The following is a 24084-nucleotide window of genomic DNA, read 5'->3' on the forward strand; positions in this document are numbered from 1 at the left end:
GCGGGGTTCGCGGGCGAGGCCGATGCGGCAGCCCGATCAAACTCTCGTGCTGCTGAAACCTTTCCGGCCATCGCCGCGTAACACTCACAGACGGTTGGCGATCCGCCCCAACTCCCGGCATTCGCCCGCCTCCCTCCGCGCAGCGCGCTTCCGCGAGCCGCGCACCGGGCACCGTTCCGGAGGCCGCCCCGCCCGCCGGAACGGTGTCCGGATTCATGATACCCTTCAGCCACCCCATGACGTCCGTTGCGCCCTCGCGCCGCCCATCCGTCTAGGCACGACAAAAGGTCCGGACGATCGCGTCGCCCGGATCGTCGATGCGATGGGGCAGGCGTCGCGGGATCAGTAGGTGAGCATGGGCGGCAGTTCTTTCGCCTGCTCGATCCAGCTTTCGACCAGCTTTTCCGACGGCAGCTGGCGTACCAGCTTCCGGGTGGCGTTGATCTCGACCATCTTGGCGGTGAGATTGTCGGCCCGGCGCATCTTCAGTTCCTTGACGGTGTCGACGCCGGCCGCTTCCAGCAGCTCGGAATATTCTTCCGCCACGCCCTTGATGCGCATCAGGTCGGCCATGTTGGCCCATTTCAGGATCTTGTGCTCGTCGATGCCGGATTTCTCGGCGAGTGCCTTGCGCCCCTTTGGATCCTTGGCCTGCTCCAGCAACGCGCCGGTCGTGCGGATGCCGGCCGTCGCGAGCTTCTCGGCGAAGACAGGACCGATGCCTTCGATATCTAGGATGGGGTAAGACATTCTCGAACTCTCCTGAGCGAATCCCAAGTGCTGGAAGTCTAGACTTGGATGTTCGCCCGGACGTTGCGTCATGGCAAGCCGTCTTGTCGCCGGAAGATTGCGCCGCACGGGCGGGGGTCTATAAGGTCGATTGTGCCTTCCGATCCTCGGAGGGGCGACGTGGGGAATGTGTCGATGCCGATGCTGGAAGCGGACAAGATCTATCTCGGGACGAGCGACAAGCCGGAATATCTCCTGCTCGGCCTCGCCAACCGGCATGGACTGGTCACGGGCGCCACCGGCACCGGCAAGACGGTGACGCTGCAGGTGATGGCGCAGGGCTTCTCCGATGCCGGCGTGCCGGTGTTCTGCGCCGACGTGAAGGGCGATCTCTCCGGCATTGCCGAGGTGGGCGAGCCGAAGGATTTCCTGCTGAAGCGCGCCGAGGAGATCGGTTTCGCGGATGAATACAAGTTCAGCGCCTGCCCGACAGTGTTCTGGGATCTGTTCGGCCAGCAGGGACACCCGATCCGCACCACGGTGAGCGAGATGGGGCCGCTGCTGCTGGCGCGGCTGATGAACCTGAACGACACGCAGGAGGGCGTGCTCACCATCGCCTTCCGCGTCGCCGACGAGCAGGGGCTGCTGCTGCTCGACCTGAAGGACCTGCGCGCCATGCTCGGCTTCATGGCCGAGAATGCCGACACCATCCAGGCGAAGTACGGCAACGTCACCAAGGCCTCGGTCGGGGCGATCCAGCGCCAGCTTCTGGTGCTGGAGAACCAGGGCGGCGACGCCTTCTTCGGCGAGCCGGCGCTCAACATCGCCGACCTGATGCGCACGACGATCGACGGTCGCGGCATGGTCAACGTGCTCGCCGCCGACAAGCTCATGAGCTCGCCGCGCCTCTACGCGACCTTCCTGCTCTGGCTGCTGTCGGAACTGTTCGAGGTGCTGCCCGAGGTCGGCGACCCGGCCAAGCCGCGTCTCGTCTTCTTCTTCGACGAGGCGCATCTGCTGTTCGATGAAGCGCCCAAGGCCTTGCTCGAAAAGGTCGAGCAGGTGGTGAAGCTGATCCGTTCGAAGGGCGTCGGCGTCTATTTCGTCACCCAGAACCCGCTTGACGTGCCGGACAGCGTGCTGTCGCAGCTCGGCAACCGCGTCCAGCACGCGCTGCGCGCCTACACGCCGCGCGACCAGAAGGCGGTCAAGGTCGCGGCCGACACGTTCCGGCCCAATCCGGCCTTCAAGACGATGGATGTCATCACCCAGCTCGGCGTCGGCGAGGCGCTGGTCTCGACGCTGGAGCCGAAGGGCGTGCCCAGCATCGTCGCGCGTACCTTCATCCGCCCGCCATCCTCGCGCATCGGCCCGGTGACGGAGGCGGAGCGCCGCCAGATCATCGCCGCGAGCCCGATCGGCATCGCCTATGACAAGACGATCGACCGCGAGTCGGCCTACGAGATACTGGGCCGCCAGGCCGAGGCCAATGCCCCGGCCGAAGCCGATGCCGCCACGGCGCAGGGATCCGCCGGCGGCTTCGACGTCGGCAGCATCCTCGGCTCGCTGCTCGGCACCAACAAGAAGCGCGGCGAGCGCTTCACGGCGACGCAGCGCGTCGCCCGCGAAGTGACGCGCACCGTCACCAACCGCGTGGCGGGCGACGTTGCCGCGAATATCGGCAAGAGTGTCGCCGGCTCGATCGGCGGCTCGGTCGGACGCTCGATCGTGCGCGGCGTCCTCGGCAGCATTCTCCGCCCGCGCTGAGAGGCGCATCGTCCCGACGCCCACACATCCAAACGCCCATACAAAAGACCCCCGGCGCCGAAACGCCGGGGGTCTTTTCGTTCGCAAGGAACGTCGCGCGGATCAGGCCGCGGCGAGCAGGCCTTCGGCCTCGAGCGCAGCCTTCACCGCCGGACGGGCGGCGACGCGGTCGAAATAGGCGTCGAGCGTCGGGCCGAGCTCGAACTTGAACCCCTTGGCCCAGCGCAGCACCGTGAACAGGTAGCCGTCGGCGGCGCTGAAATCATCACCCATCAGGTAGGGCTTGTCGCCGAGCGCCTTCGTCAGATAGTCGAGCCGCAGCGCCAGGCGCTGGCGGAAGCTCTGCTTGGCTTCGTCGTTCACGGCCGGGTTGAAGAACGGGCTGAAGCCCTTGTGCAGCTCGGTGGCGATGAAGGCGAGCCAGTCCATCAGCTGGTAGCGCTCGGGCGTGCCGAGGGCGGGCGCGAGCGTGGAGCCGGGCGCGAGGTCGGCGATCATCTGCACGATCACGGGGCCTTCCGCGACCACGCGGCCGTCGTCGAGCTGCAGCGCCGGCACATAGCCGCGCGGGTTGATCGCCTTGTAGTCGGCGCCGCTTTCCGTCGTCTTGGCGCGCAGGTCCACCTTTTCCATGGTGAAGGGGAGGCCGGCTTCGCGCAGCGCGATATGGGGCGACAGCGAGCAGGCGCCCGGGGCGTAGTACAGCTTCATGCAACTCTTCCTGGGAGGGGCCATCCTGTTCCAAAAGACGGCCAGGCAATGGGAACGGTTTCTAAGGTGGGCTTTGCAACGGCGTCGCGCAATGCGTCTTTTGGCGTGTGGCGGCGCAACCGGCTATTGCCTTTTCTTTTGCGGGATGCAGGCGTATCAGGAGCCCTTCTCGCGCGTGCCAGCGCGCGCTCATTGCCCGGAGCCCGCTCGTGTCCGATCGCCTCGCCGACGTCCTCGCCCATATCGACGCCGATATCGAAAACAGCCTCGATCGCCTTTTCAAGCTGATCCGCGTCGAGAGCATCTCGACCGATCCCGCCTATGCCGGCGCCTGCCGCGAGGCGGCCGAGATGATCGCCGCCGACCTCGCTTCGATCGGCTTCGACGCCAGCGCCCGTCCGACCGCCGGGCATCCGATGGTCGTCGGTCACCAGGACGGCGGCAAGGGACCGCGCGCCCTGTTCTATGGCCACTACGACGTGCAGCCGGTCGACCCGCTCGATCTCTGGGAAACCGCGCCCTTTGAGCCGCGCATCGTCACCGCCGCCGACGGCACCAAGCAGATCGTCGCGCGCGGCACCTCGGACGACAAGGGCCAGCTGATGACCTTCATCGAGGCGTTCCGCGCCTGGAAGGCGGTCACTGGCAAGCTGCCGATCCCCGTCTCGATCCTGCTGGAGGGCGAAGAGGAATCGGGCGGCGCCAATCTCGTGCCGTTCATGAAGGCCAACAAGGACGAGCTCGCAGCCGATTTCGCCTTCGTCTGCGACACGAACATGTGGGACGCCGAGACGCCGGCCGTCACCACCATGCTGCGCGGCCTCGTCGGCGAGGAGATCACCATCACCGCCGCCTCGCGCGACCTGCATTCCGGCATGTATGGCGGCGCGGCGCGCAATCCGATCCACGTCCTCGTCTCGATCCTCGACGGGCTGCGCGACGAGAACGGCCGCGTCACGCTGCCGGGCTTCTATGACGGCGTCGGCGAGATCCCCGACAGCATCCGCCAGCAGTGGCAGTCGCTCGGCTTCGATCCCGAGAAGTTCCTCGGCGAGGTCGGTCTTTCCGTGCCGGCCGGCGAGGTCGATCGCAGCGTGCTGGAGAAGATCTGGGCGCGGCCGACCTGCGAGGTCAACGGCATCTCCGGCGGCTATACCGGCAAGGGCTTCAAGACGGTGATCGCCTCGCAGGCCTTCGCCAAGGTCTCCTTCCGCCTCGTCGACAAGCAGGACCCGGACAAGATCCGCGCCGCCTTCCGCGCCTATGTGCAGTCGAAGCTGCCGGCCGATTGCACGGTCGAGTTCACGCCGCATGGCGGCTCGCCGGGCATCCGCCTCTCGGCCGAGAACCCGGCGCTGGTGAAGACGCGCGCGGCGCTGACCAACGAATGGGGCCATGAATGCGTCGTCGTCGGCTCCGGCGGCTCGATCCCGGTCGCCGGCGACTTCAAGACCGTGCTCGGCCTCGACGCGCTGATGGTCGGCTTCGCGCAGGAGAACGACCGCATCCATTCGCCGAACGAGAAGTACAATCTCTCCTCGTTCCATGGCGGCATCCGTTCCTGGGCGCGCATTCTCGCCGCCCTGTCCGAGGAGAGCGCTTCGTGAAGATCTGCGTCTTCTGCGGTTCGAGCGCCGGCTTCCGCCCGGACTATCGCGAGGCGGCGGTGGCGCTCGGGCGCGCCATTGCCGAGCGCGGCGCCGCGCTCGTCTATGGCGGCTCCAAGGTCGGCCTGATGGGAGCGGTCGCCGATGCGGCGCTCATGGCCGGCGGCGAGGTGATCGGCGTCATCCCGACGGCGCTGCGCGACAAGGAGATCGCCCATCCCGGCCTGACGCAACTGCACGTCGTCGCCTCGATGCATGAGCGCAAGCAGATGATGGCCGATCTTTCGACCGGCTTCGTGGCGCTTCCCGGCGGCCTCGGCACGCTGGAGGAACTGTTCGAGATCTGGACCTGGGGCCAGCTCGGCTATCACAAGAAGCCGGTCGGCCTGCTCGACGTCGCCAATTTCTACGAGAAGCTGGACGCCTTCCTCGATCACACGGTCGAGGCCGGCTTCGTGCGCGCCGAGCATCGCGACATGCTGATCGTCGACGACAACCCGGTCACGCTGCTCGACCGCTACGAGAACTACCAGCCGGTGGCACTGGCGAAATGGATCGGCCCGACCGAGCGCTGATCCGCTAGGACAGAAGACGGACCCGCCGCGTCGCCAGATGGGCGCGGATCGCGGGGTCGTTCGAGAGGTCGATCGCCCGCTCATAGGCGAGCAGCGCCTCGTCCCGGGCTTCGGGAGCGTCGGCTCGCGCGAGCAGCTCCGCGCGGGCTGCCCAGTAGGGCTGATAGGCGGCGACGCGGGCGGGCTCGATCTCGTCAAGGAGACGGAGCCCGGCTTCGGCACCGTCGGCCTCTGCCGTCGCTGTCGCGCGGGCGACGGCGACGCCAAGCACGGGTGCGTGGCGAAACAGGGCGTCGTAAAGGCTGGCGATCGTCGCCATGTCGGGCGCACCGGTGAGCCTGCGGCCGACATGGGCCGACTGGATCGCCGCTTCGAGCTGGTATCGCCCGGTCTGGCCGAATCGCCCGGCGCGCCGCAGCGTCGCCTCGGCCTCGTTCAAAAATTGGCTCGACCAGCGAGCGGGATCCTGGTCGGCCAGCGGCGCGTAGCCGCCGTCAGGCTTGCGGCGGGCCGCCCGGCGCGCTTCGAGATGCAACATGAGCGCGAGCAGCCCCAGCGCTTCGGGCTGATCCGGCAGCAGTTCGTTCAGCATGCGGCCGAGCCAGATCGCTTCCGACGCCAGATCGTCCGGCCGCGCATCGCCGGCCAGGCCTTCCCATCCGCTGCCATAGGCGGTGTAGATCGCGTCGAGAACGGGCGCGAGGCGCCCGGCGAGGTCCCGCTGGTCCGGCAGTTCGAAGCCGATGCCGGCGTCGCGGATCTTCACCTTGGCGCGCGTCAGCCGCCGTGCCATGGCATCGGGCGAGATGACGAAGGCGGCGGCAATGCGCGCGGCATCGAGGCCGAGAACGCTCTGCAGCATCAGCGCCGCATGCATCGACGGATCGATCGCCGGATGGGCGCAGACGAAGAGAAGCTTCAGGCGTTCGTCCGGAAAATGGGGAATCGCAGGATCGACTTCGGCGGAGAGCTCGGTTAGCACCGCCAGTGAGTGCGCCACCGCCGTGCCCGTCGCCTTGCGGCGGGCACGGTCGACCAGGCGCCGGCGTGCGACGGCGACAAGCCAGGCCTCCGGCTGATCCGGTATTCCCTGGTCCGGCCAGCTTTCGAGCGCCGCGACGATCGCATCTGCCAGCGCATCTTCGGCGGCGGCGATGTCGCGATCGCGAGCGGAGAGGATGGCGACAAGGCGGCCATAGCTTTCGCGGACCGCATGTTCGATCGACTGCGTCGCCATGGGAACTCTCCGCCCGTGCGGCCCCTTACATCCGGGGCAGGGTCGGCCGCACCTCGACGCCGCCATAGGGCGCGCACGGCGCCTTCGTCGCCCAGCCGAGTGCTGCGTCGATATCGGCGACCTCGATCACGAAGAAGCCGGCGAGCTGCTCCTTCGTGTCGGCGAACGGACCGTCCTGGATCTGCGAACTGCCGCCGCGGATCCGGAGCGAGGTCGCGGTCTGCGGGCCGAGCAGTCCTTCGCCGCCGCGCACGATGCCGGCCGCGCTGATCTCGTCGACATAAGTCTTCCAGGCGCCCCAATAGGCCTGCGTCTCGGGGCCGTGATCACGCGTGGTGAACTGCGCCTCGGTTTCATAGAAGAGCAAAGCGTATTGCATGGCCGTCCCTGTATCGTTCGAAAAGCGGGACCATTCCCGTCCTTCACGACAATGTCGTCGGACGATCGACGATTCGGACATTCGGCGGGAAAAAATCTCAGGGCTTGCTCGCTGCCACCGGCGGCACCTGTTTCAGATATTCGCCGATCGCCTCGCGGTCCGCCGCCGGCAGCTTCGCCATGTTGCGCTGGACCTCGGCCATCGTGCCGCCGATCGAATCGAAATCCGGCGTGAAGCCGGTCTCGAGCGCGCTGGCGATGTCACCGGCGCTCCAGTCGCCGAGGCCGCCCGGGCCTGAGGTGATGTCGGGAACGCGCCCCTTGCCGGAGGGATCCGGCGCGCCGCCGAGCGCCTGGCTCCTGTCGAGCCCGCCGAGCGCCGTGCGCGGCGTGTGGCACTCGTTGCAGTGGCCGGGCCCCTCGACCAGATAGGCGCCATGATTGACCGCCTCGCTCTTGGCCGGGTCCGGCTTGAAGGTCTCGCCGTCGAGATAGAGCAGCTTCCACAGTCCGATGCCGCGCCGGATCGAGAACGGGAAGGGCAGGTCGTGCGGCTGGTTCGCGGTCGCATCGGTCGGCAGCGTGTCGAGATAGGCCTTCAGGTCGAGCAGGTCCGGCACGGTCATGCGCTGGTACGAGGTATACGGAAAGGCCGGGTAGAGGTGCGAGCCGTCCGGCGCGATGCCCCGCTTCATCGCGTTGATGAAATCGAGCGTGCTCCAGTTGCCGATGCCATGCGCCTTGTCCGGCGAGATGTTGGGCGCGTGGAAGGTGCCGAACGGGGAGGTGATCGCCACCCCGCCGGAAAGCTTGAGCAGATCGTCGCCGGCGGCCCCCGGCGCGGCGTGGCACGACGCGCAGCCGCCCGCCCAGAACAGCCGCTCGCCCTTGGCCGCGTCGCCCGGCTTGTCGGGCAGCACGGCGGCGCTGAGCGGCTGCGGCGCGGTCATGAACCAGAACGCCGCCGCAGCGACGGCTGCGGCAGCGACGAGGACGAGGACGGCCGAACGAACCCGCACGGTCAGGATTTCTTGATGCGGAATTTCTCGTGGCAGCTCTGGCAGCTGGCACCGACTTCGCCGGCCGATGCCTTGATGGCATCGAGCCCGCCCGCGGCGGCAGCGGCGCCGGCGGTCGCGGCGGCTCCCATTTTCGCGGCGATCGCCTCGAAGCCGGCCTTGTCCTGCCAGATCGCCGGCGAGGCGGTGGTCTTGCCCTGGTCCGAGCCCTCCGGGAACAGGGTTGGGAAAGTCTTGATGTCGGCGGCGATCTTCTCGAAAGCCGCCTGGGCCGCCGCCGCGTCATACGGCGTCTTTCCCTGCACCATCTGGAAGATCGTCTTGGCGGCGCCGGCATTGTCCTTCATCAGCGCCTGGCGCTGGGCGATGACGTCGTCGGCGCCATGGGCGAGGCCCGCGGCTCCCAGCGTCAGGGCCAGTCCGGCCAGTATGATCTTGAATTGCATCGACAATCCTCCGTTGTGGTGTTCGGAATCGTTCCAACTGTCGCGACGAACGATGACAGGGGCAAGTCGGAAGGCGGTGCGGTCACGCAAATATGATCGCCTCTCCAGCGTGTTGGCGCACGCGGGTTTGCTGCCGCCGGCCCGGATCGAAAACCGCATACCTTTGATTGTGCATCCGGGTGGAGACGAGTTGCCGGACGACCCGGCGCTGCCTATGTTGCGTTCGGAACCTTCCCGCCGGGACGTCGTTTTTCCGACGAGTCCCACCCCACCGACATGGTCGATAGGAGTCTCCCATGGCTTTCGAACTTCCGCCGCTGCCGTACGACTACGAGGCGCTCGCGCCCTTCATGTCGAAGGAAACCCTCGAGTACCATCACGACAAGCATCACCAGGCCTATGTCACCAACGGCAACAACCTGCTGAAGGACTCGGGCCTCGAGGGCAAGAGCCTGGAAGAGATCGTCAAGGAGAGCTACGGCAAGAACGCCGGCCTCTTCAACAATGCCGGCCAGCACTACAACCACCTCCATTTCTGGAACTGGCTGAAGAAGGACGGCGGCGGCAAGAAGCTCCCGGCCAAGCTGCAGGCGGCGATCGACAGCGACCTCGGCGGCTATGACAAGTTCCGCACCGATTTCATCGCCGCCGGCACGACGCAGTTCGGCTCCGGCTGGGCCTGGGTCGCGGTCAAGGATGGCAAGCTCGCCATCTCCAAGACCCCGAACGGCGAGAACCCGCTCGTCCACGGCGCGACCCCGATCCTCGGCGTCGACGTCTGGGAGCACTCCTATTACATCGACTACCGCAACGCCCGCCCGAAGTACCTCGAGGCGTTCGTCGACAACCTGATCAACTGGGACTACGTCCTGGAGCTCTACGAGAAGGCTGTCTGATCCGGCGTCCGGATTGGTCCACGGAAACCCCGGCCTCGCGCCGGGGTTTTTCATTTTCAGGGCGCCGGGATCAGGCGGCGAGGCCGGCCTGCGTCAGCCATTCGCGCATCAGCGCGTCGGCGCGCCGCGCGAGCGCCGGTCCATGCCCGGCGGCGTCGCGGCGCAGCGCCGGGATGTCGATGCCGGCGGTGGCCAGCTCGGCCGCGTGGCCGATCAGCCAGCGCTCGAAGCGCGGCCCGGTATCCGCCTCGGGATGGAACTGCAGGGCGAGGATGGAGGGGCCGAGCGAAAAGGCCTGCTGCGGGCAGGGAGCCGTCGAGGCGAGATGCACGGCGCCGTCCGGCAGCTCATAGGTGTCGCCGTGCCAATGCAGCACCGGCCCGCCCTCGAGATGGCGCAGCGGACTGGCCGCACCGGCCTCCGTCAGCGTCACCGGCGCGAAGCCGATCTCCTTGACGCCGGACGGAAACACCCGCTTGCCGAGCGCCGCCGCCATCAGCTGCGCGCCGAGGCAGAGCCCGAGCGTCGGCCGCCTGGCCGCAAGGCGGCGGGCGATGAAGTCGCGCTCCGCCTTCAGGAACGGATAGGTCCCGTCCTCATAGACGCCGATCGGTCCGCCGAGCACCACCAGCAGGTCGGGCGCGAGCGGGTCGCCGGCCAGGAAATCCGCGTCGCCGGCATCGCGATAGGTGAGGGCGAAGCCTGCATCGGCAAGCGCCGGCGCGAACACGCCAAGATCCTCGAACTGGACATGGCGGAGCGCCAGGACTGTCTTCGGCATCGTCTCGATCTGTCAATTCAGGGAAAAGAAAACCGGACGGCCGGAGCGGCGGGCGCTCGGGCCGTTCAGCGGGAAGGCATGGCGTCTCAGAACCGCGCCGGAAGGCCCTGCGCGCAGCGGGTGAAGTTCATCAGCCGCGGCCACTCGGTCTGGGTGTCGTAGAGCCAGCGCTTGCACTCCTGCTGGGTGCGGAAGCAGCCGACGCCCCAGGCGGGCTCGAGGCCGCGATCCCAGACATCCGGCTTGGAGCCGGAGAAGCGCGAGAACCACACCTTGCGCGCGCCCATCTTGCTGGCGAGCGCCTTGCAGTCGCCCTGCGAAACATTCTGGCCATAGCTCAGCCCGAACATGACCTGCGCGCCGGCCGGCGGGGGGGCGGCGATCGTGCCGGCCAATGCCGCCGTTGCCAGTGCCGTCATTGCCAATCGTCTCATCGCGATGCCCTCCAGAAACCCCATTCTAAAGGTGCGGCGGCGCCCGTTGAAGTCAAGCGCCGCCGCAATCATCCCGGGCGGGGATCAGCCGTTGTGGGTCGCCTTGCCGGCGACGACCTTGATGGCGAAGGCCGTCGAGAAGGCCGTCTCCTTCAGCCGGTCGAAGCGGCCCGAGGCGCCGCCATGGCCGGCGTCCATGTTGGTCTTGAGCAGCAGCGGGGCGTCGCCCGTCTTCTTCTCGCGCAGCTTGGCGACCCACTTGGCCGGTTCCCAATAGGTGACGCGGGGATCGGTCAGGCCGCCGATCGCCAGGATCGGCGGATAGGCGTGCGCGCCGACATTGTCATAGGGCGAATAGGAGTGGATGGTCGCGAAGTCCTCGGCGCTCTCGATCGGATTGCCCCATTCCGGCCATTCCGGCGGCGTCAGCGGCAGCGTGTCGTCGAGCATGGTGTTGAGCACGTCGACGAAGGGGACCTCGGCGATGATGCCGCCGAACAGATCCGGCTGCATGTTGGCGATGGCGCCCATCAGCATGCCGCCGGCCGAGCCGCCCCAGGCGACGATCCTGCCGCGCGCCGTGTAGCCTTCCTTCGCCAGATATTCGCCCGACGCGATGAAATCGGTGAAGGTGTTGGTCTTCTTCTCGCGGCGGCCGTCGGCATACCAGCGGAAGCCCTTGTCCTTGCCGCCGCGGATATGGGCGATGGCGTAGACGAAGCCGCGATCGACCAGCGACAGCCGCGAGATCGAGAACGAGGCGGGAATGGTGATGCCATAGGCGCCATAGCCATAGAGCAGGCAGGGCGCGCTGCCGTCGAGCTTGGTGTCCTTGTGGTAGAGCAGCGACACCGGCACCGTCTCGCCATCCGCCGCCGTGGCGAAGACCCGGCGGGTGACGTAGTCGGCCGGGTTGTGGCCGGAGGGGATTTCCTCCTCCTTGCGCAGCGTCCGCTCGCGCGTCGCCATGTCGTAGTCATAGACGCGCGACGGGGTCGTCATCGACGAATAGGTGAAGCGCAGCGTCGAGGTATCGAACTCGTAGCCGTCGCCCATGCCGAGCGAATAGGCCTCCTCGTCGAAGGCGATTGCGTGCTCCTCGCCGCTGGCGAGCGCGCGGACGATGATCCGCGGCAGGCCGGCGAAGCGCTCGAGCCGGACCATGTAGTCCTTGTAGACCGTCATGCCGAGGATCAGCGTGCCCGGCACATGCGGCACGAGGTCGACCCAGTTCTCGCGGCCGGGCGAGGCGACCGGCGCTGTGACGATCTTGAAGTCCTCGGCGCCGCCGGCATTGGTCAGGATGTAGAGCGTGTCGCCGCTGTGATCGACGGAATATTCCTCCGCCGTCACCCGCTCGGCGATCAGCCGGTGCGCGCCGGTCGGGTCCTCGGCATCGAGCAAATGGACTTCCGACGTCTCGTGGTCGTGGCTGTCGATCAGGATGTAGCGCGAGGACTGCGTCTGGCCGACGCCGAGGAAGAAGCCGGGATCCTTCTCCTCGAAGACGAGCACGTCCTCGGATTGCGGCGTGCCGACGACGTGGCGATAGATCCGGCAGGGGCGGTGGTTGTCGTCCAGCACGGTGTAGAACAGCGTGTTGCTGTCGGCCGCCCAGACGCCGCCGCCGGTCGTCGCCTCGATCGCGTCGGAGAGATCGGCGCCGCTTTCGATGTCGCGCACATGCAGCGTGTAATATTCCGAGCCCTTGTCGTCATAGGCGAAGGCGAGCCGCTTGTGATCGGGGCTGTGATCGGCGCTGCCGAGCCGGAAATAGGCGCGGCCGGCCGCCATCTGGTTGCCATCGAGCAGGATGGTCTCCGGGCCATTGCCGTCGCGCGCCGTGCGCACCACCAGCGGCTGCTCCGCGCCCTCGGTGAAGCGCATCGCATAGGCGAAGTCGCCATCGGGCGAGGGTACGGAGGAATCGTCTTCCTTGATGCGGCCGCGCATCTCGGCGAACAGCTTCGCCTGCAGATCGTCCGTCTCCGCCATGGATGTCGCCGTATGGGCGTTCTCGGCCTCGAGATAGTCGCGGATTTCCTGCGAAAGCAGGGTCGGGTCGCGCATCACCTCCTGCCAGTTGTCGGCGCGGAGCCAGGCATAGTCATCGGTCAGGGTGACGCCGTGCACGGTCGAGGTCACAGGCTTCTTGGCGGCGAGGGGCGAGGTCACGAGGGAGAGTGCTCCTGCGGAAAGGCGAAAATGAACTGCCGAGCCCGGACCCGGATTGGCGCGAGACGCGGCGGGGTCTCCCGGAAGTCGCGGCACCATAGGCCACAAACTGCCGGGAGGGGAGGCATCGGTTGCAAGGGCGCCGGTGGCGCTCGTGGATATCGCTCAGCCTTCGCTGCCGTCGTCCGGCTTCAGCTTCAGCGCCGTCCCATTGGTGCAATAGCGCAGTCCGGTCGGGTTCGGGCCGTCCGGGAACAAATGGCCGAGATGCGCCTCGCAGCTGGCGCAGACGATCTCGGTGCGCACCATGCCATGCGAGCGGTCCGTCACCTCGCCAATGGCGTCGTCGCCGACCGCCGCGTAGAAGCTCGGCCAGCCGCTGCCGGATTCATACTTGGTCTCGGACCGGAACAGCGGCGCGCCGCAGGCGACGCAGGTATAGAGCCCGGCGCGCTTCTCATGCAGGTAGGGGCCGGTGCCGGGGCGCTCGGTCGCCTGCTGGCGGGTGACGGCATATTGTTCGGGCGTCAGCTCGGCGCGCCACTCGGCATCGGTCTTCTCGACCTTCTTGCGTCCGGCTTCCGTCTCGGGGCGGGTGTTCGTGGTCATGCGCGCTCCTGTCGATCTGCGGCCGAAATGCCGGCGCGGCAGATGGCAATCGGGTGAAACACAAGCTGGCCTATCTAGATAGGCGATCGCGGCGATTTCACAATTGGTCGGGTTCACGTTGTCGCGCTTGTCGGTTTGCGGTCCGGTTTTCCTTGGGCTGGCCGTCTCGACGTGCTTTATCTGCCTTCATCCGTCGAATCACCCATCACACATCGAAGGATGTCCTGAACAGGAGGAGCCGATTACATGCTGCGCACCGCTAGTCTTGCGCTTGCCCTGTTCGTCTTCTGGCTGCTCTTGTCGGGTCACTACACGGTCTGGCTGATGACTGCCGGGCTCGCCGTCTCGGTTTTGCTGGCGTTGGCGGGCCGGCGTCTCGGCTTCGCCGACGAAGAGGGCCATCCGGTCGATCGGGTGATCGCCGGCCTGACCTATTGGCCATGGTTGGCGCGCGAGATCGTCAAGTCCTCGATCACGGTGACCAAGATCATCCTCGACCCGAAGCTGCCGATCTCGCCGCGGCTTTTCCACACCAAGGTGTCGGCGCGGACGCCGGTCGGCGTCGCGACCTATGCCAATTCGATCACGCTGACGCCCGGCACCATCACCGTCGCCGTCGACCGCGAGAATGACCGCTTCCTCGTCCATGCGCTGACCGGCGCCGGCGCCGAGGACGTCGAGGCGGGCGATATGGATCGCCGGGTGAAGCGCTTCGAGGGGAGGGCGGAATGATCGCCGCAGCCCTTTTGGCCGTGCTGGCCGCCATGGCGCTGGTCGTGGTGCGGGCCCTGCGCGGGCCGACCACCTTCGACCGGCTGCTGGCCGCCAATTCGATCGGCAATGGCGCGATCCTGGTGCTCGCCCTGTTCGGCTTTCTGACCGGGCGGCCGGAATTCCTCGACCTCGGCCTCACCTACGCGCTGCTCAACTATGTCGGCATCTTCGCCGTGCTGAAGTTCTTCCGCCTGGGTTCGCTCGGCGCCGAAGCGGAGGCGGACCAGCGATGATCGACCTTCTGCGCGAGATCGCGGCCGGGCTGTTCCTGTTCGCGGGTGCGTTCTTCCTGCTCGCAGGCGCCATCGGCATGAACCGGATGCCGGATCTCTTCACCCGCATGCACGCCGCCTCGGTCGGCGACACGCTCGGCGTCAGCCTGATGCTGATCGGAATGGTGTTCCTCGCCGGCTTCACGCTGGTTACGGTGAAGCTCGTCTTCCTGCTGGGCTTCCTCCTGTTCATGGGGCCGGTGGCGTCGCATGCGCTCGCCGCCGCCGCTCTCCAGGCCGGCGTGAAACCGGTGCTGGCCGAGAACGGCGAGGCGAAGAAGGCCGAGCGCAAGAAAGCCGAGCCCACCGTGAAGGCGCCCGCGCGAAAGACCTCCTCCCGCAAGCGGGGCAAGCGATGACCGAACTCGCGACGATCGAGACCGCCGTCACCATCGTCCTGCTGCTGCTCCTCGGCGCGGTCACGTTCGGCATCGTCCGCGTGCGCGGCCTGTTTGCCGCCGTGGTTCTGCTCGGCGTCTACAGCCTGCTGATGGCGACGCTCTTCATCGTTCTCGACGCGGTCGATGTCGCGATGACCGAGGCCGCCGTCGGCGCCGGCGTCTCGACCGTCTTCTTTCTCGGCGCGCTGTGGCTGACCGATACCGTCGAGGCGCCGGCCCGGCAGCGTCAGTTCATGCCGCTCTTCGTCGCGCTGGTCACGGCCGGCGCGCTGCTCTGGGGCGTGAGCGACCTGCCGCCATTCGGGTCCGCCGATCAGCCGATCCACCGCGAGGGCGCGGACTACCTCGTCCGCTCGCTGCCCGAGACGGGCATCGCCAATGTCGTCAGCGCGGTTCTCGCCAGCTATCGCGGCTTCGACACGCTGGGCGAGACCACGGTCGTCTTCACCGCCGGCATCGCCATCCTGGCGCTGCTCAAGCGCCGTCGCGGCGAGGGAGGCAACTGATGCGGCTCGATGTCGTCCTGCGCGTCACCACCAAGTTCATCCTGGCGCCGCTGCTGCTCTTCGCGCTCTACGTCCAGTTCCACGGCGATTACGGCCCGGGCGGCGGCTTCCAGGCCGGCGTCATCGCGGCGGCCGCGATCATTCTCTATGGCCTGATCAACGGCCTCGGCCCGGCGCAGAAGATCGTCCCGGTCGGCCTGCTCGAGGTGCTGATCCCCGGCGGCGTTCTGATCTATGTCGCGGTCGGCATCGCCGGCATGCTGCTCGGCGACAATTTCCTCGACTACAACCACCTCGCCCATGACCGCATCCATGGCCAGGAATGGGGCGTGTTCCTCGTCGAGGTCGGCGTGTTTCTCACCGTCTTCTCGACGATGATCGCGATATTCTACGCCTTCGCCGGCCGGAGGCGCTCGTGATCCTGCAATTCGGCCAGATCGCCACGATCCTCTTGATGGTCGCAGGGCTCTATGTGGTCATCGCGCGCGGCAACTTGATCAAGAAGCTGATCGGCCTGTCGCTGTTCCAGACCTCGGTCTACCTGCTCTACATCCTGCCTGGAAAGCTGCTCGGCGGCACCGCGCCGATCCTCGACGCCGGCTATTCCGTCTACGCCAACCCGCTGCCGCATGTGCTGATCCTCACCGCGATCGTCGTCGGCATCGCGACGCTGGCGCTCGGCCTGACGCTGGTGGTGCGGATCAAGGAGGCTTACGGCACGATCGAGGAGGACGAGCTCCTGCTGCGCGACGGCCCCAGGGAGAGCGGCAGGGAAGACGCTTCGGGCAAGGCGAATGCCGCCAGCCGCAAGACCAGCAGGACCATCAAGACCGGCAAGGGCGGGAAGCCGGCATGATCGCTCACCACCTACCGGTTCTGTTGATCCTCGCGCCGCTTATTGGCGCGATCCTGGCGGCGCTGTCGCGCAACGGCTTCGTCGCCTGGTTCATCGCCCTCGTCGCCTCGGCGCTGACGGCGGCGATCGCCGTGGCGCTGGTTTGGCGCGTGCAGGCGGAAGGCGTCATCTCCTATCGCATCGGGGGCTGGGCGCCGGAACTCGGCATCGAATACCGCGTCGATGCGGTCAACGCCTTCATCATCCTTCTCGTCGGCGTCGTCGCCTTCGCGACGATGATCTTCGCGCGTCGCAGCGTGCTGGCCGAGATCATCCCGGAGCGCGTCGCGTGGTTCTACACGATGATGCTGCTCTGCGTCGCCGGCCTGCTCGGCATGGCGGTGACGGGCGACGCCTTCAACGCCTTCGTGTTCCTCGAGATCTCGTCGCTCTCGACCTATACGCTGATTGCGCTCGGCCGCGACCGCAGGGCGCTGGTCGCCGCCTATCAATATCTGATCGTCGGCACGATCGGCGCCACCTTCTACGTCATCGGCGTCGGCCTGATCTATCTCGTCACCGGCACGCTCAATCTCGGCCTCATCGTCGAGCGGATCGGCGCCATCGAGAGCTCGCGCGCGCTGATCGTCGCCGAGGCTTTCATCGCCGTCGGCATCTCGCTCAAGCTGGCGCTGTTCCCGCTGCATGCGTGGCTGCCCAACGCCTATGCCTATGCGCCTTCCAGCGCTTCCGTGCTGCTCGCCTCGACGGCGACCAAGGTGGCGGTCTACCTGCTGGCGCGCTTCCTGTTCACCGTCTTCGGCATGGATGCTGGCCCGGGCGGCATCCCGGTTGGGACCATCCTGATGGCGCTCTCGCTTGCGGCGATGTTCATCCCCTCGGCCGCCGCCATCTTCCAGAACGACGTCAAGCGCATCCTCGCCTTCTCCTCGGTCGGCCAGGTCGGCTACATCACGCTCGGCCTCGCGCTCGCCAATCCGACCGGCGTCACCGGCGGCCTGCTGCATCTCTTCAACCACGCGCTGATGAAGGGCGCGGCCTTCATGGCGATCGGCGCCATCGTGCTCAAGGCGGGCACCGCCAAGCTCGACGAACTCTCCGGCATCGGCCGCACCATGCCGTGGACAACGGCGGCGCTCACCGTCGCCGGCCTCGGCCTGATCGGCGTGCCCGGCACCAGCGGCTTTGTGTCGAAATACTACCTGATCCTCGGCGCGTTCGAAGCTGGCCTCGGCTGGCTGGCGATCCTGATCGTCGCGAGCTCCTTCCTCGCCGTGCTCTATGTCGGCCGCATCGTCGAGGTGGTCTGGTTCCGCGAGCCGGCCGCAGCCGCGCGCGAGGCCAGCGAGGCGCCGCTTGAAATGCTGCTGCCGATGTGGCTGCTCGCCGGCGCCACCATCTGGCTCGGCCTCGATGCCGAGGGACCGGCGGGCCTTGCCCGCGCGGCGGCAAGCGCGCTGCTCAGGGTGGCGCCATGACCTTCTCCAACGATCCCGTCCTGCTGGCGCTCGCGCTCGCCATTCCCGCGCTGGCGACGCTTGCCATCGCCATGCTCGGCCGCTGGCCGAACCTGCGCGAGGCGGCGACCCTTGCCGCGGCGGTGCTGCTCTTCGGCGTGGTGATGGCGCTGCTGGCGCATGTGCTCTCCGGCGCGCGGCCGGAGCTGCATCTCGTTTCCGTCGCGCCCGGCCTTTCGCTGGCGCTGAAGATCGATCCGCTCGGCATGCTGTTCGCCGCCGTCGCCGCGACGCTCTGGATCGTCAACTCGCTCTATTCGATCGGCTATATGCGCGGCAATGACGAGCCGCGGCAGACGATTTTCTACGCCTGCTTCGCCATCGCCATCTTCGCGACCATGGGACTGGCGTTTTCCGGCAACCTGTTCACCCTGTTCGTCTTCTACGAGGTGCTGTCGCTCTCGACCTATCCGTTGGTGACCCACAAGCAGAGCCCGGCGGCGATGAAGGCAGGGCGCGTCTACCTGCTCACCCTCGTCGGCGCCTCGATGGTGCTGTTGCTGCCCGCGATCGTCTGGACCGGCCTTGCCGCCGGCACGCTCGATTTCCGAACCGGCGGCATTCTCGCCGGCAAGCTCGGTGACGGCGCGCTGGCGCTGCTCTTCGCCCTGTTCGTCTTCGGCGCGGCCAAGGCGGCGGTGATGCCGCTGCATCGCTGGCTGCCTGCGGCCATGGTGGCGCCGACGCCGGTCTCGGCGCTTCTGCATGCCGTCGCCGTGGTCAAGGCGGGCGTCTTCACCATCCTGAAGGTGGCCGTCTCTGTCTTCGGCATCGAGACGCTCTCCGCCAGCGGCGCCAGCGAATGGCTGGTCTATGTCGCCGGCTTCACCATCGTCGCTGCCTCCGTCGTCGCGCTCCGTGCCGACGACCTGAAGCGCCGGCTGGCCTATTCGACCATCGGCCAGCTTTCCTACATCGTGCTGGCGGCGGCGCTCGCATCGCCCGTCGCCGTCCTTGGCGCGGCCTTGCACATCGCCGCCCACGCCGTCTCGAAGATCACGCTCTTCTTCGCTGCCGGATCCGTCTACACGGCGGAGCATGTGACCAAGATCAGCCAGATGGACGGGATCGGCCGCCGCATGCCCTGGACGATGGGCGCCTTCGCGATCGGCGCGCTCTCCATGATCGGTCTGCCACCGACGGCCGGGTTCCTCGGCAAGTGGTTCATCCTCGATGCCGCCACCGGCGCCACCAACTGGTTCGCGGTCGGCGTCATCGTCGTCTCGACCGTGCTCAACGCCGCCTATTTCCTGCCGATCCTGACCCGCGCCTTCCTGCGCCCGGCGAACGGCCCGCGCCAGGAAGCCCCGCTCGCGATGGTGATCGCGCTGACCGTCACAGCGGCCGGCACCGTGTTGCTCTTCCTGTGCCCGGGCGTTCCGTTCCGCCTCGCTTCGATGATCATGGGAGGGTGAGATGCGTTCTTCTGCCAGTAAGACCCTCACCCAACCCTCTCCCGCAAGCGGGCGAGGGCTTTTCGGCCGGCGCGCTTCAGAAGCAACGTGCCTGAACGAGCACGCACAGTCGCGCCCCCTCTCCCGCGCGCGGGAGAGGGGTGGGGTGTGGGGCTTTTCTCATCTCTCCGCCGGGAGAAAGCCATGACCGCCACCCGCCGCAAGATCCTGATCGCCCTTGTCGTCGTCCTCGCCCTGCTGGTCGTCGCCGATAGCTTCGTCACGCATCATCCGAGCTTCGGCATCGATGGCACGCCGGGCTTCGCCGCGTGGTTCGGCCTCTTCGGCGCGGCGGTCGCGGTCATGGTCGCTCATGGCTGGGGCCGGCTGATGCGTCGACGCGGGGAGCGGGCGGATGACTGAGACTTTCGGGCCGCTGTCGCCCGCCCTCGTCCTGATCGCCGCAGGGCTGATCCTGCCGCTGCTGAAGGAGCCGCTGCGCAACGCGCTGTTCCTGCTCGCACCGGCGATCGCACTGGCGCTCGTCTGGATGCTGCCGCTCGGGCCGGGGCTGGTCGTCGACTGGCTCGGCCTGCATCTCGTGCCGATCGCCGCGGACGGGTTTTCGCGCATCTTCGGCACGGCCTTCGGCATCGCCGCGCTCGCTGGCGCGCTCTATGGCGTGACGCAGCCGAGCGCCACCGAGAAGGCGGCCGCGCTCGTCTATGCCGGCGCGGCGCAGGGCATCGCCTTTTCAGGCGACCTCCTGACCCTGTTCGTGTTCTGGGAGATCCTGGCGATCGGCTCGACGCTGGTGATCTGGTCGAACGGAAATGCCCGCGCGGGCCTGCGCTATGCGCTCATCCATGTGCTGGGCGGCGTACTGCTCTTCGCCGGCATCGCCGCCGAGATCGCCGGTTCCGGCAGCCTGTCGCTGCAGGCGATGCGCGCCGACAGCGTCGGCCGTTGGCTGATGCTAGCCGGCATCCTCGTCAACGCCGGCGCGCTGCCGCTTTCCGCCTGGGTTGCCGACGCCTATCCGAAGGCGTCCTGGTCGGGCGCGGTGTTCCTCTCGGCCTTCACCACCAAGGCGGCGGTGCTGGTGCTGATCCGCCTCTTTCCCGGCGAGCCGGCGCTGCTCTGGATCGGCCTCGCCATGGCGGTCTACGGCCTCGTCTACGCCCTGCTCGAAAACGATATCCGCAAGCTGCTCTCCTATTCGATCGTCGGCCAGGTCGGCTTCATGGTCGTCGCCGTCGGCATCGGCTCGCCGCTGGCGCTTGCCGCAGCGGCCCTGCATGCGCTGGCGCACATCCTCTACAAGTCGCTGCTGATGATGGCGGCCGGCTCGATCCTGCGCGCAACCGGCGAGACGCGCCTGACCGGGCTCGGCGGGCTCGCGCGCGCCATGCCGGAGACGGCCGCCGCCATGCTGGTCGGCGGCCTCTCGCTCGCCGCCATGCCGCTGACGGCGGGTTTCGTCAGCAAATCGGCGATCATGGCGGCGCTGGCGGCCGACCAGGCCGGTTTCTACTGGTTCGCTCTGACGGCGGTTTCGGCCGGGTCCTTCCTTTATATCGGGCTGAAACTGCCCTTCTTCGCGCTGTCCGGGCCCGAGCGCGCGAGGGTCGAGATCCAGCCCACGCGGTCGATGCGGGCCGCGATGGGCGCGCTGTGTCTTCTGCTGGTTGCATCGGGTTGCTTCCCGGGATGGCTGGAAACACTTGCGCCGGAGATCGCCGGCGTGCCGATCCTCACGGCCGACCACATCCTGTTCCAGTTGCAGATGTTAGTCGGTGCAAGTTGCATATTTGCCTTCTTGCTGCCGTTACTTCGCCCCAGTCTTGGATTTACGCTGGACGTCGACTGGTTGTGGCGCGAGCTGCCACACCGCGCGGCGCCGCGCTGGCGCCGGGTTAGGGGGCTTTTTGACAAGGCGGGTGCTGACTTCCGGGCCGAGGCGCGCCGCAGCTGGGGCTCCTTTTCGCAGCGTTCAATCCTGCGTCTTGGCGCGGCCGGCAACTGGCCAACCGGCAAGATCGCCTTCTGGGCCACAGCGCTTCTCGCGATCTATGTATTGATCGCGGCATTGTGAATGGGGATTTGCCCGGGGCCGTGTGATCAGGGGAATATTGGCCGAGACGAATCGCCGCGACCATAAAGATGTGCCGCGGCCTAACAATGCACCGACTTAATGCTTGTCTTTGCGGAAACGCAATTATATAGGTGCGACGAAGTAACGGATTTAGCGCGCCGATGGCCACTGCCGATGCTTGGATTTGTCCGGCTCTGGCGCCGTCGAAGCTGCAAGCTCTCAATTTCTTCGTTACAGAATTGCTATGACACAACCGAAGTTAGGGTAGACCATGATTGAAAAAACGGCAGGAAGCGATCTGATAGATCTGACGGCTGACATCGTTTCCGCGTATGTCAGCAACAATTCAGTTTCGGCGCATGACCTTCCCGGTCTGATCACCGAAGTCTATCAGGCGCTCAACCGTACTCATGGTGGCGTCGTCGAGCCCGAGCCCGAGCCGCTGAAGCCGGCGGTGAACCCGAAGAAGTCGGTGTTCCCGGACTATATTGTCTGCCTGGAAGACGGCAAGAAGTTCAAGTCGCTGAAGCGCCACCTTCGTACGCATTACGATCTGTCGCCGGAAGAATACCGCGAGAAGTGGGGCCTCCCGGCTGACTATCCGATGGTCGCGCCGAGCTATGCCGCCGCCCGTTCGGAACTGGCGAAGAAGATGGGCCTCGGCCAGCAGCGCAAGCGCCGCTGATCGCGCCATCCGCTCGAATGACAAAGGGCCCGGCATCGCCGGGCCCTTTTTGTTGCGCGGTGCATCCTTCAGGGGCGCAATTGCCGACGTTCGCTCTCATAGGCCTGGTGCAGGGCGATGTGGCGGTTGAGGTCGTAGGTCCAGTGGCCGGCGCGGCCGCGCATCCGCTCGGTCCGGAGCGCGCGGGCGAGCCGGGCGACGATCCGCCGCCGCGCTGCCTCGCTCTCGTCGGCGAGTTCGGCCGGCAGCATCGGCAGCAGCCGCGGCAAACAGGTCTGGCGCCGGTAGAGCGCGACGCCGGCTGCGATCGCCGCGTCGACGGCGTGGCGGGCGCGGTGGCGGATCGGCGCTTTCGTGATGGGATCGTCTGGAATTCGGGCGGGGCGGGCCATGGTCGTCTCCGGTTTCGGAGCCCCAATTGTCCCGCCGCCCCGACGCGCGGGGATAAGCCGGCCCTCTATCCCCGCGTCGCCGCTCCCGCCAAAGGCGGAGGATCCTCATCCAAAAAATCTATCCCCGCCCTTCGCGGATAGGACTATCGTGGTCTAGGATTAAAATCCTATATTGCGTTACGGGAGGTTCCGATGGTGGGAAGAGCGGCCCCAGCGGCTGAAAATCGTGAAATCCAGCAGCGGCGCACCCGCGAGGAAGGCACGCGGCGGATGCTGGTGTCCCTTGTCGGCTCCGCGCTCGCCGTCGATGGCGAGAGGCTGTGCGGCGCCGGACGGGGCACGGCCCGGGAGGCGCATGCCCGCCAGGTCGCTGTTTACATCGCCCATATCGCGCTCGGCCTCAGCTACACCGAGGCCGGACGGTTGTTCGGTCGCGACCGCACGACGGCGGCGCATGCCTGCCGTCGCGTCGAGGAGCAGCGCGAGAGCGAGCGGATCGACCAGTTCGTCGACAGGCTGGAGCGAGCCGCCTGCCGCGCCACCTTTCAAGCGGGGAGGGCATGATGGCGAGGCGCGAAGCGGCGCGTCTCGCCCGTCGTCTCGCTACTGCCGGCGCGAGGCTGGAGCCGGATGCGGACGGATACGGCCTTGTCTCGCCGTTGACGACCCGAAGGGGCGCTGTCGAGGCGACGAGCGTCAGGGCGCTGCTCGCCGATGGCGCGCTTGAGGCCTATGGCGCCGGCTATATCCTGTCGGCGGCGGGCAGGGCGATGGTGCGGCGGCTGCTTGCCGGCGGCGAGGATTTCGCCGGCCAGCACCAGAGCCGCGAACGGCGGACGCTCGAGGAGGACGGCGCGCGCAACACCGTGCTCGTCGACGCCGGCGAGAGCCCGCTCGCCTGGTTGCGGAGCCGCAAGGGGCGGGACGGCAGGCCGTTGATCGATGACGCGGCATTCAGCGCCGGCGAGCGGCTGCGGGCGGATTTCACGCGCGGGCAATTAATGCCGCGCGTGACGTCGAATTGGTCGGCGGCGGTGGCGAGCGGCCGGCGCGGCGGCCCCGGCGGCATGGCCGACCTGACGGAGACGGCGCTTTCGGCGCGATTGCGGGTGGAGCGCGCCCTAGCGGCGACCGGGCCGGAATTCGCCGGCATCCTCGTCGATTTCTGTTGCTTCCTGAAGGGGATCGAGGAGATCGAGCGCGAAAGAGACTGGCCGAAGCGCTCGGCCAAGCTGGTGCTGCAACTGGCGCTTTCGGCGCTGGCGAGGCACTACGGGCTTGCCGCGAGCGCGCAGGGGCGCGCATCTGGCGGCGGCATTCGTCACTGGGGCTCGGAGGACTTCAAGCCGAAGGCGGGCTGATCAGGCGGCGGCTTCGGCCGCCGCTTCCGTCTTGATGCGGTTGACCATGGAGCGCAGGCCGTTCGAGCGCTGCGTCGTCAGGTGCTCGCGCAGGCCGATCTTCTCGAACACCGCCTCGGCGTCGGTCTCGACGATCTCCGCCGCCGGGCGGCCCGAGAACAGCGCGATGACGATGGCGACCAGGCCGCGCACGATCAGAGCGTCGCTGTCGCCCTTGAAGTCGAGGTGCGGGCCGTCTGCTTCCTGGCGCACGTCCTTCTGCAGCCAGACCTGGCTGGCGCAGCCATGCACGCGGTTGGCCTCGTTATGCGCTTCCGGCGGCAGCGGTTCGAGGGCGCGGCCGAGCTCGATCAGATAGCGATAGCGATCGTCCCAATCGTCGAGAAAGGCGAAATCGTCGAGAATCCGGTCGATGGGCGAGAGCGTGGCGGTGATGTTCATGGCATCCCGCATATAGCGTTTCGCGC

At 67.3% G+C, this 24084-nt stretch carries 29 protein-coding genes; 17 read left to right on the forward strand and 12 right to left on the reverse strand.

The genetic code is table 11. The annotated features are described in order from the left end of the window. Positions 1-342: 342 nt before the first annotated feature. Positions 343-750 carry a DUF4332 domain-containing protein gene (locus tag OSH07_RS23295; protein WP_266341109.1) on the reverse strand — a complete coding sequence of 136 codons (408 nt, stop codon included), beginning with the start codon at positions 748-750 and terminating at the stop codon, positions 343-345. Positions 751-930: 180 nt separating this feature from the next. Between OSH07_RS23295 and OSH07_RS23300 the strand changes: the two genes are divergently transcribed. After that, on the forward strand, positions 931-2496 hold the full coding sequence (locus OSH07_RS23300) for a helicase HerA-like C-terminal domain-containing protein (RefSeq protein ID WP_266341167.1): 1566 nt from the start codon (positions 931-933) through the stop codon (positions 2494-2496). A gap of 102 nt (positions 2497-2598) precedes the next feature. Here OSH07_RS23300 and gstA read toward each other — a convergent pair whose 3' ends face one another. Then, a complete protein-coding gene (gene gstA, locus OSH07_RS23305) occupies positions 2599-3207 on the reverse strand; it encodes a glutathione transferase GstA (RefSeq protein ID WP_266341110.1) in 609 nt (202 codons plus the stop codon). A gap of 209 nt (positions 3208-3416) precedes the next feature. Here gstA and OSH07_RS23310 point away from each other — a divergent pair, with 209 nt between their 5' ends. Then, complete coding sequence (locus tag OSH07_RS23310) at positions 3417-4814, forward strand: M20/M25/M40 family metallo-hydrolase (protein WP_266341111.1); 1398 nt, start codon at positions 3417-3419, stop codon at positions 4812-4814. Then, positions 4811-5389: an LOG family protein gene (locus OSH07_RS23315; protein ID WP_266341112.1), complete on the forward strand. Its 579-nt coding sequence runs from the start codon at positions 4811-4813 to the stop codon at positions 5387-5389. Before OSH07_RS23310 ends, OSH07_RS23315 begins: the two co-directional genes overlap by 4 nt. Before the next feature lie 4 nt (positions 5390-5393). Here the strand turns inward: OSH07_RS23315 and OSH07_RS23320 are convergent, their stop codons facing one another. From OSH07_RS23320 to OSH07_RS23335, 4 genes are all read right to left on the reverse strand, one after another. Next, positions 5394-6626 carry an RNA polymerase sigma factor gene (locus OSH07_RS23320; RefSeq protein ID WP_266341113.1) on the reverse strand — a complete coding sequence of 411 codons (1233 nt, stop codon included), beginning with the start codon at positions 6624-6626 and terminating at the stop codon, positions 5394-5396. Positions 6627-6651: 25 nt separating this feature from the next. After that, positions 6652-7005, reverse strand: a complete 354-nt coding sequence (locus OSH07_RS23325; protein WP_266341114.1) for a YciI family protein — start codon at positions 7003-7005, stop codon at positions 6652-6654. Positions 7006-7102: 97 nt separating this feature from the next. Beyond that, the gene (locus OSH07_RS23330; protein WP_420909676.1) at positions 7103-8029 is read right to left on the reverse strand and encodes a c-type cytochrome; all 927 of its coding nucleotides are present in this window, start codon (positions 8027-8029) and stop codon (positions 7103-7105) included. Further along, entirely contained in the window at positions 8026-8469 is a 444-nt protein-coding gene (locus OSH07_RS23335; protein WP_266341116.1) for a c-type cytochrome, read from the reverse strand. The genes OSH07_RS23330 and OSH07_RS23335 overlap by 4 nt, the downstream gene beginning before the upstream one ends. 296 nt (positions 8470-8765) lie before the next feature. Between OSH07_RS23335 and OSH07_RS23340 the strand changes: the two genes are divergently transcribed. Next, positions 8766-9365, forward strand: coding sequence for a superoxide dismutase (locus OSH07_RS23340; protein WP_266341117.1), 600 nt, complete (start codon positions 8766-8768; stop codon positions 9363-9365). Positions 9366-9435: 70 nt separating this feature from the next. On the opposite strand, the gene OSH07_RS23345 is transcribed toward OSH07_RS23340, so the two are convergent. The 4 genes from OSH07_RS23345 to msrB form a co-directional block, all read right to left on the reverse strand. After that, positions 9436-10146, reverse strand: coding sequence for a glutamine amidotransferase (locus OSH07_RS23345; RefSeq protein ID WP_266341118.1), 711 nt, complete (start codon positions 10144-10146; stop codon positions 9436-9438). A gap of 86 nt (positions 10147-10232) precedes the next feature. Then, on the reverse strand, positions 10233-10565 hold the full coding sequence (locus OSH07_RS23350; RefSeq protein WP_266341119.1) for a hypothetical protein: 333 nt from the start codon (positions 10563-10565) through the stop codon (positions 10233-10235). A 99-nt stretch (positions 10566-10664) separates the two neighbouring features. Next, complete coding sequence (locus tag OSH07_RS23355) at positions 10665-12755, reverse strand: S9 family peptidase (RefSeq protein WP_266341120.1); 2091 nt, start codon at positions 12753-12755, stop codon at positions 10665-10667. A 165-nt stretch (positions 12756-12920) separates the two neighbouring features. Next, positions 12921-13364: a peptide-methionine (R)-S-oxide reductase MsrB gene (gene msrB, locus OSH07_RS23360; RefSeq protein WP_266341121.1), complete on the reverse strand. Its 444-nt coding sequence runs from the start codon at positions 13362-13364 to the stop codon at positions 12921-12923. Positions 13365-13610: 246 nt separating this feature from the next. Here msrB and OSH07_RS23365 point away from each other — a divergent pair, with 246 nt between their 5' ends. The 11 genes from OSH07_RS23365 to OSH07_RS23415 all read left to right on the forward strand — a co-directional run bounded on the left by OSH07_RS23365 (position 13611) and on the right by OSH07_RS23415 (position 21864). After that, complete coding sequence (locus tag OSH07_RS23365; protein WP_266341122.1) at positions 13611-14096, forward strand: Na+/H+ antiporter subunit E; 486 nt, start codon at positions 13611-13613, stop codon at positions 14094-14096. Next, entirely contained in the window at positions 14093-14371 is a 279-nt protein-coding gene (locus tag OSH07_RS23370) for an MrpF/PhaF family protein (protein WP_266341123.1), read from the forward strand. Before OSH07_RS23365 ends, OSH07_RS23370 begins: the two co-directional genes overlap by 4 nt. Next, positions 14368-14769, forward strand: coding sequence for a monovalent cation/H(+) antiporter subunit G (mnhG, locus tag OSH07_RS23375; protein ID WP_266341124.1), 402 nt, complete (start codon positions 14368-14370; stop codon positions 14767-14769). Before OSH07_RS23370 ends, mnhG begins: the two co-directional genes overlap by 4 nt. Then, positions 14766-15317 carry a DUF4040 domain-containing protein gene (locus OSH07_RS23380; RefSeq protein WP_266341125.1) on the forward strand — a complete coding sequence of 184 codons (552 nt, stop codon included), beginning with the start codon at positions 14766-14768 and terminating at the stop codon, positions 15315-15317. The genes mnhG and OSH07_RS23380 overlap by 4 nt, the downstream gene beginning before the upstream one ends. Continuing rightward, positions 15317-15736, forward strand: coding sequence for a Na(+)/H(+) antiporter subunit B (locus tag OSH07_RS23385; protein WP_266341126.1), 420 nt, complete (start codon positions 15317-15319; stop codon positions 15734-15736). The genes OSH07_RS23380 and OSH07_RS23385 overlap by 1 nt, the downstream gene beginning before the upstream one ends. Continuing rightward, positions 15733-16173 (forward strand): cation:proton antiporter subunit C, encoded by a 441-nt coding sequence (locus OSH07_RS23390; protein ID WP_266341127.1) that lies wholly within the window; start codon positions 15733-15735, stop codon positions 16171-16173. The genes OSH07_RS23385 and OSH07_RS23390 overlap by 4 nt, the downstream gene beginning before the upstream one ends. Continuing rightward, the gene (locus OSH07_RS23395; RefSeq protein WP_266341128.1) at positions 16170-17651 is read left to right on the forward strand and encodes a monovalent cation/H+ antiporter subunit D family protein; all 1482 of its coding nucleotides are present in this window, start codon (positions 16170-16172) and stop codon (positions 17649-17651) included. The genes OSH07_RS23390 and OSH07_RS23395 overlap by 4 nt, the downstream gene beginning before the upstream one ends. Further along, positions 17648-19105 (forward strand): monovalent cation/H+ antiporter subunit D family protein, encoded by a 1458-nt coding sequence (locus OSH07_RS23400; RefSeq protein WP_266341129.1) that lies wholly within the window; start codon positions 17648-17650, stop codon positions 19103-19105. Before OSH07_RS23395 ends, OSH07_RS23400 begins: the two co-directional genes overlap by 4 nt. Positions 19106-19288: 183 nt before the next feature. Continuing rightward, the gene (locus OSH07_RS23405) at positions 19289-19507 is read left to right on the forward strand and encodes a hypothetical protein (RefSeq protein WP_266341130.1); all 219 of its coding nucleotides are present in this window, start codon (positions 19289-19291) and stop codon (positions 19505-19507) included. After that, positions 19500-21179, forward strand: coding sequence for a proton-conducting transporter transmembrane domain-containing protein (locus OSH07_RS23410; RefSeq protein WP_266341131.1), 1680 nt, complete (start codon positions 19500-19502; stop codon positions 21177-21179). The genes OSH07_RS23405 and OSH07_RS23410 overlap by 8 nt, the downstream gene beginning before the upstream one ends. 271 nt (positions 21180-21450) lie before the next feature. Further along, entirely contained in the window at positions 21451-21864 is a 414-nt protein-coding gene (locus OSH07_RS23415) for a Ros/MucR family transcriptional regulator (RefSeq protein WP_266341132.1), read from the forward strand. Positions 21865-21932: 68 nt separating this feature from the next. Here OSH07_RS23415 and OSH07_RS23420 read toward each other — a convergent pair whose 3' ends face one another. Beyond that, a complete protein-coding gene (locus OSH07_RS23420) occupies positions 21933-22256 on the reverse strand; it encodes a hypothetical protein (RefSeq protein ID WP_266341133.1) in 324 nt (107 codons plus the stop codon). Positions 22257-22526: 270 nt separating this feature from the next. Here OSH07_RS23420 and OSH07_RS23425 point away from each other — a divergent pair, with 270 nt between their 5' ends. Next, positions 22527-22820, forward strand: coding sequence for a helix-turn-helix domain-containing protein (locus tag OSH07_RS23425; protein ID WP_266341134.1), 294 nt, complete (start codon positions 22527-22529; stop codon positions 22818-22820). After that, positions 22820-23617, forward strand: a complete 798-nt coding sequence (locus OSH07_RS23430; RefSeq protein WP_266341135.1) for a DUF6456 domain-containing protein — start codon at positions 22820-22822, stop codon at positions 23615-23617. Before OSH07_RS23425 ends, OSH07_RS23430 begins: the two co-directional genes overlap by 1 nt. Here OSH07_RS23430 and OSH07_RS23435 read toward each other — a convergent pair whose 3' ends face one another. Beyond that, positions 23618-24070, reverse strand: a complete 453-nt coding sequence (locus OSH07_RS23435; protein ID WP_266341136.1) for a SufE family protein — start codon at positions 24068-24070, stop codon at positions 23618-23620. It lies immediately after the preceding gene. Positions 24071-24084: the final 14 nt, after the last annotated feature.

This window comes from Kaistia nematophila, from assembly GCF_026343855.1.
Lineage (GTDB): Bacteria > Pseudomonadota > Alphaproteobacteria > Rhizobiales > Kaistiaceae > Kaistia > Kaistia nematophila.